15 protein-coding genes are annotated in these 17703 nt (G+C 61.7%); 9 read left to right on the top strand and 6 right to left on the bottom strand.

Annotated elements, in window-relative coordinates; all coding sequences use genetic code 11:
- From N005_RS07590 to N005_RS07555, 8 genes are all read left to right on the top strand, one after another.
- Complete coding sequence (locus N005_RS07590; protein ID WP_047700621.1) at positions 1–1005, top strand: polysaccharide deacetylase family protein; 1005 nt, start codon at positions 1–3, stop codon at positions 1003–1005.
- Positions 1002–2306 (top strand): lipopolysaccharide biosynthesis protein, encoded by a 1305-nt coding sequence (locus tag N005_RS07585; RefSeq protein WP_047700620.1) that lies wholly within the window; start codon positions 1002–1004, stop codon positions 2304–2306. The genes N005_RS07590 and N005_RS07585 overlap by 4 nt, the downstream gene beginning before the upstream one ends.
- Before the next feature lie 131 nt (positions 2307–2437).
- Positions 2438–4381 carry a hypothetical protein gene (locus tag N005_RS07580; RefSeq protein ID WP_162843599.1) on the top strand — a complete coding sequence of 648 codons (1944 nt, stop codon included), beginning with the start codon at positions 2438–2440 and terminating at the stop codon, positions 4379–4381.
- On the top strand, positions 4378–5067 hold the full coding sequence (locus N005_RS07575) for a GNAT family N-acetyltransferase (protein ID WP_047700618.1): 690 nt from the start codon (positions 4378–4380) through the stop codon (positions 5065–5067). The genes N005_RS07580 and N005_RS07575 overlap by 4 nt, the downstream gene beginning before the upstream one ends.
- 80 nt (positions 5068–5147) lie before the next feature.
- Complete coding sequence (locus N005_RS07570) at positions 5148–5837, top strand: hypothetical protein (RefSeq protein ID WP_047700617.1); 690 nt, start codon at positions 5148–5150, stop codon at positions 5835–5837.
- A 5-nt stretch (positions 5838–5842) separates the two neighbouring features.
- Positions 5843–7021 (top strand): GNAT family N-acetyltransferase, encoded by a 1179-nt coding sequence (locus N005_RS07565; protein WP_047700616.1) that lies wholly within the window; start codon positions 5843–5845, stop codon positions 7019–7021.
- A complete protein-coding gene (locus tag N005_RS07560; RefSeq protein ID WP_047700615.1) occupies positions 6993–7784 on the top strand; it encodes a carbohydrate deacetylase in 792 nt (263 codons plus the stop codon). Before N005_RS07565 ends, N005_RS07560 begins: the two co-directional genes overlap by 29 nt.
- A gap of 118 nt (positions 7785–7902) precedes the next feature.
- Positions 7903–8844 carry an alpha/beta hydrolase gene (locus tag N005_RS07555; RefSeq protein WP_047700614.1) on the top strand — a complete coding sequence of 314 codons (942 nt, stop codon included), beginning with the start codon at positions 7903–7905 and terminating at the stop codon, positions 8842–8844.
- 454 nt (positions 8845–9298) lie between these two features.
- On the opposite strand, the gene N005_RS07550 is transcribed toward N005_RS07555, so the two are convergent.
- The 6 genes from N005_RS07550 to N005_RS07525 form a co-directional block, all read right to left on the bottom strand.
- The gene (locus N005_RS07550; RefSeq protein WP_041023707.1) at positions 9299–11041 is read right to left on the bottom strand and encodes an ABC transporter substrate-binding protein; all 1743 of its coding nucleotides are present in this window, start codon (positions 11039–11041) and stop codon (positions 9299–9301) included.
- Between the two features lie 205 nt (positions 11042–11246).
- On the bottom strand, positions 11247–11519 hold the full coding sequence (locus N005_RS07545; protein WP_047700613.1) for a DUF2160 domain-containing protein: 273 nt from the start codon (positions 11517–11519) through the stop codon (positions 11247–11249).
- 10 nt (positions 11520–11529) lie between these two features.
- Positions 11530–12330, bottom strand: coding sequence for a carbohydrate ABC transporter permease (locus tag N005_RS07540; RefSeq protein ID WP_047700612.1), 801 nt, complete (start codon positions 12328–12330; stop codon positions 11530–11532).
- 10 nt (positions 12331–12340) lie between these two features.
- Positions 12341–13207, bottom strand: a complete 867-nt coding sequence (locus N005_RS07535; protein WP_041023710.1) for a carbohydrate ABC transporter permease — start codon at positions 13205–13207, stop codon at positions 12341–12343.
- A complete protein-coding gene (locus N005_RS07530; protein WP_047700611.1) occupies positions 13204–14313 on the bottom strand; it encodes an ABC transporter ATP-binding protein in 1110 nt (369 codons plus the stop codon). Before N005_RS07530 ends, N005_RS07535 begins: the two co-directional genes overlap by 4 nt.
- Positions 14313–15407: an ABC transporter ATP-binding protein gene (locus tag N005_RS07525; protein ID WP_047700610.1), complete on the bottom strand. Its 1095-nt coding sequence runs from the start codon at positions 15405–15407 to the stop codon at positions 14313–14315. The genes N005_RS07530 and N005_RS07525 overlap by 1 nt, the downstream gene beginning before the upstream one ends.
- 421 nt (positions 15408–15828) lie before the next feature.
- On the opposite strand from N005_RS07525, the gene N005_RS07520 reads away from it, so the two are divergent.
- Positions 15829–17679, top strand: coding sequence for a sigma-54-dependent Fis family transcriptional regulator (locus N005_RS07520; protein ID WP_047700609.1), 1851 nt, complete (start codon positions 15829–15831; stop codon positions 17677–17679).
- Positions 17680–17703 lie beyond the last annotated feature (24 nt).

The raw sequence follows: 17703 nt of genomic DNA, 5'->3' as shown, positions 1-17703 counted from the left end.
ATGTCGATCAAACAAGTCTTCAAGCTCACCGGCGGCTGGCTGTACCTGAACACGGCCCTGGGCCGCGGCCCGTTGCGGGGTGCCGGCGTGATCCTGATGCTGCATCGCGTACTGAGCAACGACCGCGCCGCCGAACTGCCCCATCGCAACGAATTGTGCGTGGGGCCGGAAGCCTTCGAGCACTTGCTGATCTGGCTGCAACGGTACTTCGAATGCGTGCCCCTGATGACCTTGCTACTGGCCGACCCCGCCACCGTCCCGGACCGTCCGCGGGTGGCCCTGACCTTCGACGACGGCTGGCGCGACAACGCCATGAACGCCTTCCCCTTGCTGCGCCAATACCAGGTGCCGGCGAGTATTTTCCTGTCCACCGATTTCATCGGCAGCCGCCAGCACTTCTGGTGGGAAAGCATCGGCGAAACCCTGTGGGGCAGTCACGGCCAGGTGGCGCGGCTGGCGCTGATCGAACACTTGCAACAGGCCGGACGGCCGCTGCCGGTGATGCTCGATGACCTGGATGACGAACGCCGCAGCCTGTCATTGCTGCATTATCTGCAAAGCCTCAAGACCCTCGATCCGCAAACCCTGAGCGACCTCACCGACACCTGCCCCCATGGCGCCCAGCCCCAGGCATTGGACTGGACCCAGGTGCGCATGCTCGAAGATTCGGGCCTGGTGCGCTTCGGCCCGCACGGGGCCAGCCACGCGATCCTCACCCAGCTCGACGACCAGCGCCTGCATGAAGAACTGAGTCGCAGCCGGATAGCCCTGGAAAACGCCTGCGCCCAACCATTGCCGGTGTATTGCTATCCCAATGGCGATCACGACGAGCGCGTCCGTCGCCAAGTGGCGGCCCACGGTTTTTCCTTCGCCCTGGGCACCGAGGCCGGGCTCTATCGCAACGACGGCGACCCTTTGAACGTACCGCGCTTCGGCGTCAGCCAGCGCAATGCCCTTCATCCCGAACTGCTGGCCTGGCGCATACGCCGAGGGACACGTCCATGAGCCGAGCGCATTACATCAAGCACTTGGTGCTGAGCACGGGCACGAGCCTGGCGATGATCGGCCTGCGCCTGCTGCGCAACGTGTTGCTGGCACGCATTCTGGGGCCCAGCGAACGCGGCTTGTTCGCTCTGCTCAGCACCTTGCCGGACCTGATCAGCGCCGCCACCAGCGGTGGCCTGAACTCCGCCGTGGGCTATCAGGCGGCGCAGCAGCGTCCGATGGGGCTGCTGCTCAGCCAGGTGCTGGTGTTCGGTTGCCTGTTGGCCGGGTTGTTGACCCTGTTGGTCGTGGCGCTGGCGCGGGTGTTCGGTACCGACCTGGACATCACCACTCAGTTGGGGCTGCTGGCCTGGCTGCTGTTGCTCGCCGTGCCGTTGAGTGTCCTCAAGAGCGGCCTGTTGACGCTGCACAATGCCTCCGGCGGCGTGGGCGGCTTCAACGCCTTGCGCCTGATGGAATCCCTGACACCGCTGCTGCTGTTCCTGGCGCTGTTCTGGATGTGGAAGGATGCAGCCCTGGAAGCGGCGCTGATCAGTTGGCTGACGGGCCTGAGCCTGGTGGTGCTGGCCGGCTGGGTCTGGTTGCGGCGCGATCACGACGTGTCGCTGCAATGGAACCGTGCCAGCCAGGGCGAGCTGCTGCGCTACGGTGCCCGCAGCCATCCGGATCTGCTGTTTCAGCAAGTGATGATGCGCTCGGACTACCTGTTCATCGGCGCCCTGCTGGGCAGTGCCGCCCTGGGTCACTACGCCATGGCCAGCGCCGCCGCCGAGCTGCTGCTGATCGTGCCGGAGGCCGTGACCACCCCGCTGATGAAACGCCTGTTGCAACAGGACCGCGACATGCAGCGCCTGACGCCCCTGGCGCTGCGCCTGACCGCCACGGTGATGCTCGGCGCCTGCCTGGCCATGGCGCTGATCGGCGAATGGTTGATCGTGATCTTGTTCGGCGTGGCCTACCAACCGGCTTACCCGGCCTTGCTGGCCTTGCTGCCGGGGCTGTTCGGACTGTGCTACGCGAGCATCCTGCGCCTGGACCTGTTGGGCAAAAACCGGCCCGGCACGGTATCGCTGCTGATGGGTGCGGGGGCGTTGTTGAACCTGGCGCTGAACGTGCTGTTGATTCCCCGCTACGGCATCGTCGGTGCCGCGGCCTCGTCCTCCATCGCGTACCTGGGGGTGACCCTGGCGCTGCTGGCGATATATTGCCGTCTCAGCGGCGTGGCGCTGTGGCAGACGTTGATCATCCTGCCCAGCGACCTGTTGCCGATGCGGCAGATGCTGATGGGGAAATCGGCATGAGCTTCGTCGCCCCTCAGTCCGCCATCGCGAGCAGGCTCGCTCCCACAGGGTTTGGTGTCAATCACAGTATCCGCGGCCGATGCAGGGTGGGAGCGAGCCTGCTCGCGATGGGGGCGGCGCGGTGCTGGATAATGGCTGCATGCCTGTGGGCCCTGGCACTTCCAGCCGATGGCGCCTCCATGTCCTGGACCGGCATCCGCGATGGCAGCCTGTACCTGCAGACCGACCGGCCGGACAGCGTGACCGTGCGCTGGGTGCCGGCCTGGCAGGCCAACGCCAATTCGGAACACCTGTACCTGCTCGACGGCCAGGGGCGCCTGGCAGGGAAACGCTTGATCAAGAAGGTCCAAGAGCGTGGCGAACAGCAATGGCCTTTGCTGCCGGGGGCCGCCAGCTATCGCCTGGAAATTCCCGGCTACAGCTTCCGCCGCTACAGCGTCGAACATGACGCGCGTACCCGCGCGCTGTTCGCACCGGCAAAGGTGCATTTCAGCGTCGAAACCCACGACGGCGAGGAGTTGTATTTCAAGGTCGCCCCCGGCGAACAGGCCGTGCTGGCAGGCAAGTTCCACGGCGGCGTGCGCAGCCTGCGAGCCCGACGCGTCGCCGACGGCAAACAGCTTCAGTTGAACCTCAAGCCCTACCCGGCCTATTGGCAATTCGATCAAGTCGCCCTGCCCGTCGCCAATGTCGAGCAGACCTGGCGCCTGCAATTGCAGGGCAACGGCAAGGCGGCATTCTGGCTGGATGGCACGGCGAACCTGTTCGCGCAGAACCCCGAGCATCTGCAACCGCTGCGCCAGGACCCGGGGCAGGCGCACCTGAAACTCTATGGCGATGTCCTGGGAACAACCCCGAAACTGGGGGTCTACCTGCCCTATGTCGTGCCCCCGCCATCGGTCTACCCGGTGATCGAAGCCCTCAAGCCCCAGGCCGCCAGCTTTTACAGCCTGGTCGACATCATCGCGGACAGGCCGGACTATGAAAACAAGTTTCGGCGCCTGTACCAGGACCGCTTCGGCATTACCCAGGACGTCACCCTGCTGGCCGGTAGCGCGCGCAAGGCCGACCTGCAGGCCGACCGCGTCAGCAACAACGGTTTGCAAAACTGGCTCAAGGCGACCCACGCCTTGGGTGGCAAAGGCATCCACTACCTCGGTTTCGCCGATGAGCCGAACCTCAACTACCCGGATTTCGCCAGCTACCAACAGGTGTTCGAGAACATGGCCAATCAGGTTCGCGCCATCCCCGTCGATGCCCGTGCCGGGGTGCGCATTACCCTACCGCCCAGTTCCCGGTTCACCAATGGTCCTTTGGCGGAAAACGCCGTTGATCGGCGTGGGATCGATTGGGCGCGGCGCTTGCTGGCCAGGTACGGTGACCAGATCGACGCCCTGGCCTGGCATGAATGGATGATCCGCGACCTGCTCGCCACCCGTGTGTACCGCCACAGTGTGCGTCAGGCCGCCCGCCTGGTGGGCCTGGATCATAACGGACGACCACGCAAGGCCCTGCTGTTGGACCAGACCAACATGTCCAGCGGCTCGAGCCTGAGCCCCTACGACCAGGAAACCCACTACGCCGCCCTGTGGTGGACGTCCGTGGTCATCAACGCCTCGGCCGATGGCTGGCTGGACATGCTCAATTGGTTCATGCTCGCCGACGAACCCGAGTACCCCAAAGGCATGATGCGGGTGCTGGACAACCAGCGCTTCGAACTCAAGCCGGTGGGTCTGGCCCAGCAATTCATCCAACAGCATTGGCTCAACCAGGTGCTACGCCTGGATAACGACGCCTTCGAAGTCGACGTTCTGGCCATGGCCACCGACACGAGACGCAGCCTGCTGGGCGTGAACAAAAGCACGCGCCCGCAACAGGTCAGCCTGGACGGCGCGTCGTGTCCCCTGGTTCAGGCAGAGCTGGTGTTTTTCGGCCCCGACAACCACAGCCGCAGCGCCTCGTTCAACTGCGAGGCCGGGCAGATCCGTTTTCTCCTGCCAGGAGAAACCGTGTTTGCCCTGGGCTGGACCGCTCCTTCTTTCCCCCCACCCGCCACCCGTCAGGAGGCACCATGAGCGTTCTGCAAGCGTTACGTGATGGCATTCAAAGAAAAGGCCTGCGCGCTGTTCTCAAACAGCTGTTCAGGCGCTACGTGTTTTTCCACACCCGACTGGTGTGGCTGGAGCACGATGTACGAACCCCACTCCCCCCGCATAACCTCAAGCCCTACCCACCGATGCGCCTGGAGTTCATCACGGTCAGCAATGCCGATGCTTTTGCCCGACACTTCGGCAACCGCGTCGAAACCATGCGCGAGCTGGCGGCCGATGGCTACACGGGCTTGATGTACCTGGATGCTCAGGGCGACACCGTGGGTTTCGCCTGGGCCAGCACGCGGGATTATTTCGACCGCCATTTCTATCGCTGCAACTTCCCGATCAAGCCTGGTGAGTACTTTCAGTTCGGTGGCGAGATGATCCGCGCCTACTGGGGTTCCAGCATGTCTGCGGACATGCAGCTGGAGATGTGGAAAATCATGGCGGACAAAGGTTGCGACACAATGGTCGATGTCTGCGATCTGCAAAACACTCCGGCGATCAAGATGCACCTGCGCATGGGCTTCCAGGAGCGCGGCAAAATCACCCACGTGTACCGCCTGTTCGGACGCTGGCGGCTTTTCCGTGACACGTTCTACCGCGGCTCGGCACTGGACGCCTTCCGTAAACCGGCCGCGCCGCTTGCATCGGCTGCGCCGGCCTGAGGTCCATGGCGATCCACCCCCATCGCGAGCAAACTCGCGATGGGGTCTTTCCCCAATCCGCCCCCCCACCAGGAGGCACCATGAACGTTCTGCGAAAATTGCTTGATCGAATCCGGACAAGAGGTCTGCGCGCCGTTCTGAATCAGCTGTGCAGACACTATGTGTGTCTGCACGAACAACTGGTGTGGATGGAACGCGATCTGGTCAGTCCGATACGGCCCAACAACCTCAGGCCCTATCCGCCGCTGCGCCGGGAAACCATTACCACCGGTAATGCCGATGCCTTCGCCGCGTACTTTGGCGACCGCGTCGAGACCATGCGCGAACTGGCTGCCGACGGCCACACCGGGTTCATGTACCTGGACGACAAGGGCGACAACGTCGCTTTCATCTGGGGCACTACTCGGGACTATTTCGACCGCCATTTCTTTCGCTGCCGGTTCCCGGTCAAACCCGGTGAGTTCTTCCAGTTCGGCGCCGAGCTGTACCACGCTTACTGGGGGACCCGGCTATCGGTGGATCTCCAGCTGGATCTGTGGAAAGCCATGGCCGAACAGGGTTGCGACAAAGTGGTCGACGTCTTCGAGTTGCGCAACATTCCAGCCGTCAAGATGCACCTGCGCATGGACTATCAGGAACGCGGCCAGATCACTCATATGTATTGCCTGTTCGGCCGCTGGCGGTTTTTCCGTGACACGTTTTACACCGGCTCGATCCTGGACTCCTTTCGTAAACCGGCCGAGCCGGTTCCATCCACTGCGGCGGCCTGACCTCCATGACCATCCGGTTCCAATGGTGTCGCTCCCTGGGCGCGGCGGACTTTCCTGTATCAGCTTATGAACAGCTGCGAACCCAGGTGGCCGACGCAACACCGTTCAATACCCTGGCCTGGCTGCAGGCGGCGGAGTTCGCCCTGCTGCCTGATCAACAATTGCATGTGTTACTGGGCTGGCAAGACCAGGACTTGTCTCTGTGCCTGCCCCTGGTTTCGGGACGCGAGCGTATCGGCGGATTGCGCTTCCGGGTGTTGCATCACTTGGGTTACCCCTTGGCCGACCGCATCGCCCTGCTGGCGCGCCTGGACGCCGAAGGCATGGGCCAGGCGCTGATGCAGATCCGTCAGCAGGTGCCCCACGCGATGTTGCAACTCAATGAAGTGGTGGAGCCGGTCGGCGAGCAAAGCGTCCTGAGCACCTGGATGGCCCTGAGCTCCACCGGGGAGCGGCGGCTCAGCTGCCGGGTTCCGGTGCATTTGATCAGCGACGGTGATCATCAGGAAGTCTCTGGCGATCCACGCTACAAACTGCGCCGGGCGCGCAAGCGGATCGCCGCGTGCGGTGCCGAAATCCGCCGGGTGACGCCGGACGCCATCAGCATGGGGCAACTGTTGCGGGCGCTTGCCGATGTCGAGGCCGCCAGTTGGAAAGGCGAGGAAGGCGTCGGCATCTTCTCCGACCCCAGGCGTCGGCAATGGATGAACCACGCCTTCACCGCCCTCGCCGCCCAGGGCCTGGTGCGGGTGGTGCTGCTGGAACTGAACGGCGAATGCATCAGCTATCGCCTCGGCCTGCTGGACCAAGGCCGATTGTACGACTACAACCTGGCGTTCCTACCGCAGCACGCCGACCTGGGCAGCGGCCGGGTATTGCTCGAAGAGTGGATTCGTTGGGGGCTGGACGAAAACTGGCGATGGATCGATGCGTCACGGGTCAGCCTCAATAATTCCAGCCATCAATTGCACGAACGCATGACCGGACAACTGGAGCACTGGCGTTGGAGTTTTTATTCCTGGCAACCCGATGGCCTGATCCTCGGGCTCGCCTTACGACTCTGGAAAAGTCTTAAACCCTGGCTTCCCAAACCTCCGTCCAAAAAAACCACCGCGACAGAGTCAACCCCTATCCCCAAGGAACAGGAGATCGCACATGCCCCGCCAAGTGATCATCAACGCTGACGACTTCGGGTTGCGCTTCAGCGAAAACGCGACAATCGTTCGAGCCTTCGAAGCAGGACTGATCAGTTCTGCCACCGTCATGACTAATATGCCGGGTTTCAAACAGGCGTGTGTAATGGCCCGACAGCCACGGCTCAAAGGGCGCATCGGCCTGCATTTCAATCTCAGCCATGGTCAGCCGTTGAGCCGGGCCATAAAGTCGCGCCCCGCGTTTTGCGATGAAGATGGCCGGTTCAACTTCAGCCTGTCACGCTATTGCCTGCATCTGGGCGCAAAGGACCGCGCCGCAATACAGGACGAACTACAGGCGCAATGGCAACGCTGCCTGGATCACGGAGTGCGCCCAAGCCACCTCGACTCCCATCAGCACGTACATAACATCTGGCCCATCGGAGAGTTGGTGGCGCGCTTCGCTGCGCAGCAGAAGGTGCCCATTCGCCTGGCACGCAACCTCGGAGCGAACCTGAATGTACCCAAGCGCATCTTCAAGACCCTGCTCAACCGCCGCCTGCGTCGTTTATGCGGCGCGACGGCCGACTATGTCTGCATGCCAGCCGACTTGCTGCATGCCGCAGCACCGGACGATGGTTTGCTGGAAGTGATTGTTCATCCAATGCAACTGGACGGGGACTTCGGCGACGTCTATCTGGCCCCTGGCTGCTCATTGACCCAGGTGCTGGGTCAATGCCTGGCGGGGGTGCCGAAGGTGGGGTATGGCAAGACTGAGCGGACGTTTGAGCTGTTGCAGCTTGAGGACGCGTAATGTCCCTTGTGCCATAGAGGCTAGATCGTTCGTACGCCAGGACAGCGGTCCGAAAAACCCTCCGTTGCTCCAGCGAATCTGTTAAAAGGCAGCTTTGTCTTGCGCAGTGAATAACTCGATGCCTTCACCTTTACTTCCACGCCGTCGGCGGCGCTGGTTCGCCTATCTGTGCATGGCTGCGATGCTGGTCGGGTTGCCGGTGGGCTGTGCGGTGTTGCAGCACAAGGAGCGGGAGCTGGTATTTCGCATCGAACCGGGCACGGCGAGCTGGTTCAGCGGCCTCCCGAGCAGCGTGCAGGAGTTCGACCTCAAGCCCAAAAGCTTCAAGGCCGGGGAAAATATCCATGGCTGGTGGTGGCCGGCCGAACGCAAGAACGCACCGGCGATTCTTTATTTGCACGGGGTGCGCTGGAACCTGACGGGTCAGTTGTTTCGCATCCAGCAGTTGCACGCCCTGGGCTTTTCGGTGCTGGCGATCGATTACCGTGGCTTTGGCAAGAGCCATGGCGACCTGCCGTCCGAGGCCAGCGTCTACGAGGACGCGCGGATCGCCTGGGAACGACTTGAGGTGTTGCAACCGGACCCGGCGCTACGGCTGATCTACGGTCATTCCCTCGGCGGCGCCGTCGCGGTGGACCTCGCCGCCGAACTCGGTCAGAAGGCGGCGAAAGACGGCAGCGCCGTGCCGGCCCGAGGCCTGGTCATCGAATCCACTTTCACCTCGCTGGGCGATGTGGCGACCGCCATGGCGGACACCTCCCTGCCCGTGCGCTGGTTGCTGTCGCAGAAGTTCGACTCCATCGACAAGATCCCCGAGATCAACATGCCGCTGCTGGTGGTGCATGGCGCGGCGGACAACTACGTTCCACCGCGTTTCAGCGAGCAATTGTTCAAGGCGGCCCATGAGCCGAAGCACCTGCTGCTGGTGCCTGGGGGAACGCACAACAACAGCATGAGCCTGGCCGGCAAGAGCTATCGGCAGGCGCTGGATACCCTGATGAAAGCCCGCCCCACCCCCATGGCCGGAGGCCCGCAGGCAAGCAAGGTCAAGGCAGGCTGATGATTTTGCAGTGACCCTGACTGTGGGGTGCCTGGAGGTGTGTACCTCCACGATCCATTGTGGGAATCGATGTTGGATGGGCTGGCGTCATCGCGGGCAGGCTCGCTCCCCACAGGGTTTGGCGGCATGCCTGGATGGTGTGGGTCTCCGCGATCCAATGTGGGAGCGAGCCTGCTCGCGATGGCGGTGGGTCTGTTGGCCTCGATGTTGGATGGGCTGGCGTCATCGCGGGCAGGCTCGCTCCCCACAGGGTTTGGCGGCATGCCTGGATGGTGTGGGTCTCCGCGATCCAATGTGGGAGCGAGCCTGCTCGCGATGGCGGTGGGTCTGTTGGTATCGATGTTGGATGGGCTGGTGTCATCGCGGGCAAGCCCGGCTCCCACAGGGGTCGGTGGTGTTTCCTGGGGTCAAAAAAAACGGCACCTTTCGGTGCCGTTCATTTATTGCAGGACGCTTACTTACGGGCTGCTTCCCACGATTTCAGCAGTTCGGCGTAGCTCACGGTTTCGCCTTTAGGCTTCTCGTTCGCCAGTTTCGGCTTCGGTGCGCCCGGTTGGTCGAACCAGTACTGCGCGTCGCGTTCCGGGTTCATTTTCGGCGCGCAGGTGGCCTGGGCCTTGGAGCGTTCCAGACGGGTCATGATCGCGTCCTGATCCTTGGCCAGGCCGTCGAGTGCCTGCTGCGGAGTCTTCTCGCCGCTGGCCGCTTCGGCGATGTGGCTCCACCACAGCTGCGCCAGACGCGGATAGTCCGGAACGTTGGTCCCGGTCGGGGTCCATTGCACGCGGGCCGGGCTGCGGTAGAACTCCACCAGGCCACCGAGCTTCGGCGCCAGGTCGGTCATCGCCTGGGAGTTGATGTCCGATTCGCGAATCGGCGTCAGGCCAACGATGGTTTTCTTCAGCGACACGGTTTTCGACGTCACGAACTGCGCATAAAGCCAAGCCGCAAGTTTCTGCTTCTCAGGCGTGGACTTCATGAAGGTCCAGGAACCCACGTCCTGATACCCCAGCTTCATGCCCTCTTCCCAGTACGGGCCGCGCGGCGACGGAGCCATGCGCCATTTCGGCGTGCCATCGGCGTTGACTACCGGCAGGCCCGGTTTGGTCATGTCGGCGGTGAACGCGGTGTACCAGAAAATCTGCTGGGCAATGTTGCCCTGGGACGGTACCGGGCCAGACTCGGAGAAGGTCATGCCCGCCGCTTCCGGTGGCGCGTACTTCTTCAGCCAATCCACGTATTTGGTGGTGGCGAACACGGCCGCAGGACCGTTGGTATCGCCGCCACGGGTCACGCTGGAACCGACCGGATGGCAGTCCTCGACGCGGATGCCCCACTCGTCCACCGGCAAGCCGTTGGGCAGGCCTTTGTCGCCGCCACCGGCCATGGAGAACCAGGCATCGGTGAAGCGCCAGCCCAGGGATGGGTCTTTCTTGCCGTAGTCCATGTGGCCGTAGACGCGCTTGCCGTCGATCTCCTTGACGTCTTCGGAGAAGAACTTGGCGATGTCTTCATAGGCCGACCAGTTCACCGGTACGCCCAGCTCGTAGCCGTACTTCTCCTTGAACTTGGCCTTCAGGTCCGGACGTTCGAACCAGTCGGCGCGGAACCAGTAGAGGTTGGCGAATTGCTGGTCGGGCAGTTGATAGAGCTTGCCATCCGGCGCGGTGGTGAACGACGTACCGATGAAGTCCTTGATGTCCAGGGTCGGCGAAGTGAAGTTCTTGCCTTCATTGGCCATCAGGTCAGTGATCGATTCGGTCTTGCCGTAGCGAAAGTGCGTACCGATGAGGTCCGAGTCGTTGACCCAGCCGTCATAGATATTCTTGTCCGACTGCATCACCGTCTGCATCTTTTCCACCACGTCGCCTTCTTGCAGCAGGTCGTGGGTCAACTGGATCCCGGTGATTTCGGTGAAGGCCTTGGCCAGTACCTTGGACTCGTATTCGTGGGTGGTAAGGGTTTCCGACACCACGTTGATCTTCATGCCACGAAACGGCTCGGCGGCCTTGATGAACCACTTGAGTTCTTCAAGCTGCTGCTCGGCTGTCAGGGTTGACGGCTTGAATTCACTGCCGATCCATTTTTTAGCGGCGTCTTCATAGGCGTCAGCCCAGGCCACAGCGCTCAACCCGCTGAGTGCCAGTGCGGCAGCCAATGAAACGCTATGTCGCAGCTTATTGTTTTTATTGAACATAGAGACCTCCTGTTTGGGTTTAAGAGCCTGATCGTCGAATTTTCGACGTGGCCTGTACGGTTAATTCGAGTACTCAAATTCGAGTGCCAGAGCTTGCCAGGCAAGGCGCCATGACGAGTCGTAGCCCGCTACGGCGAGGAATGGCAACGCAGCCTGGCGAGCTCTGGCGCCGAAGTTGAGTGCACGAATTAGCCACACAGGCCACTTAGCCCCACCGCATCACTGCCAACAGCCACACCAAAGACAACGCGAACGCTATCCAGATGCTCCAGTCGGTGGCGCCGATTACCAGCAGATGCAGGTAGGCGCTACCGAGAAGACCGATAAACAACCGATCGCCACGGGTCGTGGCAATCGGCAGGAAACCACGCCGAGGGATGCTCGGCGAACGCAACTCCCAAGTGGTCATGCCGACCAGGAACAAGGCAATGACCCCAAAAAATACCGCCGTGGGGACGGTCCAGTTCATCCATTCCATCATCGACTCCTCAGACTCGACCCAGGGCAAAGCCCTTGGCCACGTGGTTACGAACGAACCAGATCACCAGCATGCCCGGCAGGATGGTCAACACCCCCGCCGCCGCCAGCACGCCCCAGTCGATACCCGAGGCCGAGACGGTGCGGGTCATGACCGCTGCGATCGGCTTGGCGTTCACCGAGGTGAGCGTGCGGGCCAGCAACAGTTCGACCCAGGAAAACATGAAGCAGAAGAACGCCGTCACGCCGATGCCGGAGCCAATCAACGGGATGAAGATCTTGGCGAAGAACTTGGGGAAACTGTAGCCGTCAATGTAGGCGGTCTCGTCAATTTCTTTCGGCACCCCGGACATGAAGCCTTCGAGGATCCACACCGCCAACGGCACGTTGAACAGGCAGTGGGCCAGGGCCACGGCGATATGGGTGTCGAACAGCCCGATGGACGAATACAACTGGAAGAACGGCAACAGGAACACCGCCGGTGGCGCCATGCGGTTGGTCAACAGCCAGAAGAACAGGTGCTTGTCCCCCAGGAACCGGTAGCGCGAGAAGGCATAAGCCGCCGGCAGCGCCACGCACAGGGAAATCACCGTGTTCAGGCTCACGTAGTAGAGCGAGTTCAGGTAACCGGTGTACCAGCTCGGGTCGGTGAAGATCACCTTGTAGTTGTGGAACGTGAAATCCTGGGGCCAGAGGGTCAGGCTGCCGAGGATCTCGGTGTTGCTCTTGAACGACATGTTCAGCAGCCAGTAGATGGGCACCAGCAGGAACAGGATGTAGAGCAGCAACGGAATCAGCTTTTTATTGCTCATCGTGCAGGCCTCAACGGTTGGCGTCGGAGTGAGTCATGGCGGTGTAGAACAGCCACGACACCAACAGAATGATCAGGAAGTACACCAGGGAAAACGCTGCCGCCGGGCCCAGGTCGAATTGACCGATGGCCATCTGCGTCAGGGTCTGGCTCAGGAACGTGGTGGCGTTACCCGGGCCGCCACCGGTGAGCACGAACGGTTCGGTGTAGATCATGAAGCTGTCCATGAAACGCAGCATCACCGCGATCAGCAACACACTCTTCATCTTCGGCAACTGGATGTGCCGGAACACCGCCCAGTTGGACGCCCGGTCGATCCGCGCCGCCTGGTAATACACATCCGGGATCGCCCGCAACCCGGAGTAGCACAGCAGCGCCACCAGCGAGGTCCAGTGCCACACGTCCATCACCAGCACCGTCACCCAGGCGTCCATGGTGTTGGCCGCATAGTTGTAGTTGATGCCCAGGGCGTTGAGGGTCGAACCGAGCAGGCCGATATCGGCGCGGCCGAAAATCTGCCAGATGGTACCGACCACGTTCCATGGAATCAGCAGCGGGATCGCCAGGATGATCAACACCAGGGACGACCATTTGCCCTTGGTCGGCATGGTCAGGGCGATGGCAATGCCCAGGGGAATTTCGATCAGCAGCACGCAGGCCGAATAGATGAACTGGCGCAGCAGCGAGTCGTGCAGCCGTGGGTCCATCAGCACCTGCTTGTACCAGTCGGCACCGACGAAATAGCGGCTGGACTGGTCGAAGATGTCCTGCACCGAATAGTTGACCACGGTCATCATCGGGATCACGGCACTGAAGGCCACCAGCAGGAACACCGGCAACACCAGCCACCAGGCCTTGTTGTTCTGCACCTTGTTCATGGCTGCACCTCACTCGACGAATCCAACAGATATTCATCGGCGTACACCATCAGCCATTGGGCCGGGAAGCTGATATACGCCGTGCCTTCCGGCACCGGTTTGTCCTCGGCCAGACGCACCTTCAGCGACGCGCCATCGAGGTTGAGGGTCAGGATCTTGTAGGTGCCCAGGTCTTCGACATGCGTCACTTCGGCGCGCATGGCGTCGTCGTAGGGGCCTTCCCAGACGTGGACGAACTCAGGGCGGATACCGACTTTCAAGGTCTTGCCTTCAGCCTCCGCCACCCGCTTTTGCAGGGTTTCGGACAGTGGCAGGTGGGTCGAGCCGAAACCGACGCCGCCCGGTTGCGCGGTGACCTCGATCAGGTTCATCCCGGGGCTGCCGATGAAGTAGCCGACAAAGGTGTGGCTCGGGCGCTCGAACAAGTCCCGGGGCGTGCCGAACTGCACGATCTGGCCGCCGTACATCACCGCGATCTTGTCGGCGAAGGTGGAGGCCTCCAACTGGTCGTGGGTGACGTAGACCATGGTGATGTTGAACTGCTCGTGGATCTGCTTGAGCTTGCGCCGCAGCTTCCATTTCAGGTGCGGGTCGATCACCGTCAGCGGTTCGTCGAACAGGATCGCCGACACGTCGTCGCGCACCAGTCCGCGGCCCATCGAGACTTTCTGCTTTTCATCGGCGGTGAGGTTGCGGGCCTTCTTGTCCAGCAGATTCTGCAGGTCGAGGACTTCGGCGATTTCCTGCACCTTGGTGTGGATTCGCGCCTCGGCCATGCCCTGGTTGCGCAGCGGGAACGCCAGGTTGTCGAACACCGTCATGGTGTCGTAGACCACCGGGAACTGGAACACCTGGGCGATGTTGCGCTGCTCCGGGCTCAGGTCGTTGACGACTTTATTGTCAAACTTCACCTGGCCCTCGGAGGGGCTGAGCAGACCGGAAATGATGTTGAGCAAGGTTGATTTACCGCACCCCGAAGGCCCGAGCAACGCATAGGCGCCGCCCTGCTCCCAGACGTGGTTCATCTCGCGGATCGCGTAATCTTCGGGGCCCGCCGGGGTGCTGGTGTAGCTGTGGGCGAGGTTCTGCAAATGAATTTCGGCCATCAGGCAACCCTCGCAATACGCTGGCCCGGGGCCTGAACCAACTTGCCCTGGGCATCGAAGACAAACAGTTTGTGGGTCGGGATGTAGATGCGGATCGGCGCATCGACGTCGTACTCATGCACACCGGGCAAATGCAGCACCAACAGGAAGTGCTCGTTGCGCACGTGCAGGAAGGTTTCCGAACCACTGATCTCGGCCACCTCGACGGTCACGGCCAGTTCCAGGTCGTCGTCGTTGCTCGGCACCAGCGAGATATGGCTGGGGCGCACACCGAAGCGGAATTCGCCCTCGCCCACCGGGCGCAGGTCGACGTTCAGCGGGAAGTGCACGAAATTGGCGAAGCTCACTTCATTACCGGCAATACGTCCCGGCATGAGGTTGATGGGCGGCTCGGAGAACAGCTCGGCGGCCAGCACGGTTTGCGGCTGGTGATAGACCGAGGCCGCCTTGCCGCTCTGGATCACCCGGCCTTCATGCAGAATCGTGGTGGTGCCGCCCAGGGCCAACGCTTCGTTGGGCTCGGTGGTGGCATAAACGGCGATGGTGTGGCGGGCCTGGAACAGTTCGCGCATTTCCTGGCGAAGCTCTTCACGCAGCTTGTAGTCCAGGTTCACCAGCGGCTCATCGAACAGGATCAGCTCGGCATCCTTGACCAGCGCGCGGGCCATGGCGGTACGCTGCTGCTGGCCGCCGGACAGTTCCAGCGGATGGCGCTTCAGGAATTTTTCGATCCGGAGCATCTTCGCGGTTTCCAGCACCTTGCTCTGGATCACCTCGTTGGACACACCGGCCTGGCGCAAGGGCGAGGCGATGTTTTCGAAAACGGTCATGGTCGGGTAGTTGATGAACTGCTGATAGACCATCGACACGTTGCGCAGGCGCACCGGACGATGGGTCACATCGACGCCATTCATCAGGATGCGACCGCTGTCGGGCTTGTCCAGGCCGGCCATCAGGCGCATGAGGCTGGTCTTGCCGGACAATGTGCGGCCCAACAGAACGTTGAAGGATCCGGGTTCGAAATTCAGGTTGGCATCGTCGATCCAGGTCTGGCCCTCGACGGTGCGACAAATGTGCTCAAGCGTTAATGACATGGCTCGGCCTTTTTATTTTTTGGAGTCAAGCGACCGAAGGTTAAAAGCGAAAGCCGTGCCAGAAATTTCAACCCGCTGAATTTGTTGGGTTTTAGCGATTTCCGTAGGAAAAATACGTTCACTGATGAACACAAGTGAACAAGCATGACTGAACAACTGAACAATTCGGCGGTTGACAATGAACAATTATGAACAACAATGAATGAACGTTTTCTGAGGCTGAACTGTCTCCTGTGGGAGCGAGCCTGCTCGCGATAGCGGTGGATCAGCCAGCATCCACATTGCCGATAGAGGCGATAGCGCTCGTCCGAGCGAGGGACACAGGATTTGCGTTCTACCTGGCAATCGGGGCTTGCCCCAGCACAAGGAGTCTGTGCGAAACTCACCACAACAATAAGAACAGCTTCTGCGAGAGTGCCCCATGGCCGCACCAGCTCCTGCCTTGTCCCACGACGCCATCATCCAGGCCTCCTGGTCCCGCTGCCGTGCCTTTGGCCTGAATCACCAGAGCGCGCCGACCTTCGATCCATTGCCCGCCGAAGGCATTGCCCAGCTGCTGGAAAGCCAGCATTCCCTGGTGCAGACCACCCACCAGGAAGTCCTGCCTTACTACGAGAACATCCTCAGCAATTCCAATTGCCTGATCATGCTGGCCGACAACCAGGGACAGGTGCTGACCTCCTGGGGCACCCAGCGCTTCATCGAGCCAAAACTGGCCCACGGCTTCAGCGCCGGGGCGAGCTGGATGGAGCGTTGCACCGGCACCAACGCCATCGGCACCGCACTGGCCTGCGAGCAGGCGGTGCACATCGAACACGATGAACACTTCCTCAAGGCCAACCGCTTCATGACCGGCTCCGCCGCGCCAATCTTCGATGCCGAGCGCAAGGTCATCGCCGTGCTGGACGTGTCCAGCGACAGCTATCTGCCGCCCTCCCACACCCTGGGCATGGTCAAGATGATGAGCCAGACCGTGGAGAACCGGTTGATCCTCAACCTGTTCCGCGGTGAACACTTCCAACTGATCTTCAACACCGGTTTGAACAACCTCGACAGCCAATGGGCCGGCCTGCTGATTTTCGACGAGAGCGGCCAGGTACTCTCCGCCAACCGCCGGGCCGACAACCTGCTGGGCCTGAGCCTGGCGCGGGTGAGCATCGAAAGCCTGTTCAAGGTTTCGCTGCTGGAGCTGCTGAACCAGCCCGACGGGCTGCCGTTTTCCCTGCAAGCAGCCGGGCGCAATCGTTTCCAGTGCATGCTCAAGCGCCCGAACCAGGTGTCGATCAAACCACGCGTCTTCACCGAACCATCGCCCTCGCCCGCCCCTGCTCCCGCCGCCCACGCCATCAGCCTCAATACCCTGCATTTTGGTGACAGCCGCGTGGAAAAGGCCGTGCGTCAGGCCGAACGCTTGCTGGAAAAAGACATTCCGTTGTTGATCCACGGCGAAACCGGCGTCGGCAAGGAAGTGTTCGTCAAAGCCTTGCACCAGGCCAGCTCCCGCTGCAAGCAGCCGTTCATTGCGGTCAACTGCGCGGCGATCCCGGCCGAGCTGGTGGAATCGGAATTGTTCGGTTACGAAAAAGGCGCCTTCACCGGCGCCAACCAGAAAGGCAGCATCGGCCTGATCCGCAAGGCCGACCGCGGTACATTGTTCCTCGACGAGATCGGCGACATGCCCCTGCCGACCCAAGCCCGCTTGCTTCGGGTGTTGCAGGAGCGTTGCGTGCAACCGGTGGGCAGCGCCGAGCTGTTCCCGGTGGACATCCGTATCATCTCCGCCACCAACCGCTCACTGCGCGAACAAGTGCAACTGGGCCGTTTCCGCGAAGACCTGTACTACCGCATCGGCGGCCTGACCCTGGAACTGCCGCCGCTACGCGAACGCAGCGACAAACAGGCATTGTTCAAACGCCTGTGGGAACATCATCGCGAGCCGACCCAATGGGCCGGCCTCAGCCGCGAAGTGCAGGAACTGTTCGAGCGTCATCCATGGCCGGGCAACCTGCGGCAGGTCAGCAGCGTGCTGCAAGTGGCCTTGGCGATGGCCGAGGAACAGCCGATCCGCCCGGAACACCTGCCGGATGATTTCTTCGTGGACTTGGAGATGGACCCGGTGGAGGCACCGGAGCCGCTGTCGGTGGACCTGAACGATGCCGAGGACCTGAACCGCCAATTGCAGGCGGTCGGCGGAAACATCTCGCACCTGGCACGGCGGCTCGGGGTCAGCCGCAATACCCTGTACAAACGTCTGCGGCAGCTTGAGAACTGAGGATGCAGCAGCCTGCGGACAGGC

The organism is Pseudomonas mediterranea CFBP 5447, from assembly GCF_000774145.1.
In the GTDB taxonomy this organism is placed as follows: Bacteria; Pseudomonadota; Gammaproteobacteria; order Pseudomonadales; family Pseudomonadaceae; genus Aquipseudomonas; species Aquipseudomonas mediterranea.
The sequence above is the reverse complement of the archived record's forward strand: the minus strand, read 5'-3'. Positions and strand labels throughout refer to the sequence as shown.

Bases quoted from the DNA above. Each gene is read 5' to 3' on its own strand.
- N005_RS07575 (WP_047700618.1), top strand. From the start codon at position 4,378: ATGAGCGTTCTGCAAGCGTTACGTGATGGCATTCAAAGAAAAGGCCTG.
- N005_RS07545 (WP_047700613.1), bottom strand. From the start codon at position 11,519: ATGGAATGGATGAACTGGACCGTCCCCACGGCGGTATTTTTTGGGGTC.
- N005_RS07520 (WP_047700609.1), top strand. From the start codon at position 15,829: ATGGCCGCACCAGCTCCTGCCTTGTCCCACGACGCCATCATCCAGGCC.
- N005_RS07560 (WP_047700615.1), top strand. From the start codon at position 6,993: ATGCCCCGCCAAGTGATCATCAACGCTGACGACTTCGGGTTGCGCTTC.
- N005_RS07535 (WP_041023710.1), bottom strand. From the start codon at position 13,207: ATGAACAAGGTGCAGAACAACAAGGCCTGGTGGCTGGTGTTGCCGGTG.
- N005_RS07585 (WP_047700620.1), top strand. From the start codon at position 1,002: ATGAGCCGAGCGCATTACATCAAGCACTTGGTGCTGAGCACGGGCACG.
- N005_RS07540 (WP_047700612.1), bottom strand. From the start codon at position 12,330: ATGAGCAATAAAAAGCTGATTCCGTTGCTGCTCTACATCCTGTTCCTG.
- N005_RS07555 (WP_047700614.1), top strand. From the start codon at position 7,903: ATGCCTTCACCTTTACTTCCACGCCGTCGGCGGCGCTGGTTCGCCTAT.
- N005_RS07530 (WP_047700611.1), bottom strand. From the start codon at position 14,313: ATGGCCGAAATTCATTTGCAGAACCTCGCCCACAGCTACACCAGCACC.
- N005_RS07565 (WP_047700616.1), top strand. From the start codon at position 5,843: ATGACCATCCGGTTCCAATGGTGTCGCTCCCTGGGCGCGGCGGACTTT.
- N005_RS07590 (WP_047700621.1), top strand. From the start codon at position 1: ATGTCGATCAAACAAGTCTTCAAGCTCACCGGCGGCTGGCTGTACCTG.
- N005_RS07580 (WP_162843599.1), top strand. From the start codon at position 2,438: ATGGCTGCATGCCTGTGGGCCCTGGCACTTCCAGCCGATGGCGCCTCC.
- N005_RS07525 (WP_047700610.1), bottom strand. From the start codon at position 15,407: ATGTCATTAACGCTTGAGCACATTTGTCGCACCGTCGAGGGCCAGACC.
- N005_RS07570 (WP_047700617.1), top strand. From the start codon at position 5,148: ATGAACGTTCTGCGAAAATTGCTTGATCGAATCCGGACAAGAGGTCTG.
- N005_RS07550 (WP_041023707.1), bottom strand. From the start codon at position 11,041: ATGTTCAATAAAAACAATAAGCTGCGACATAGCGTTTCATTGGCTGCC.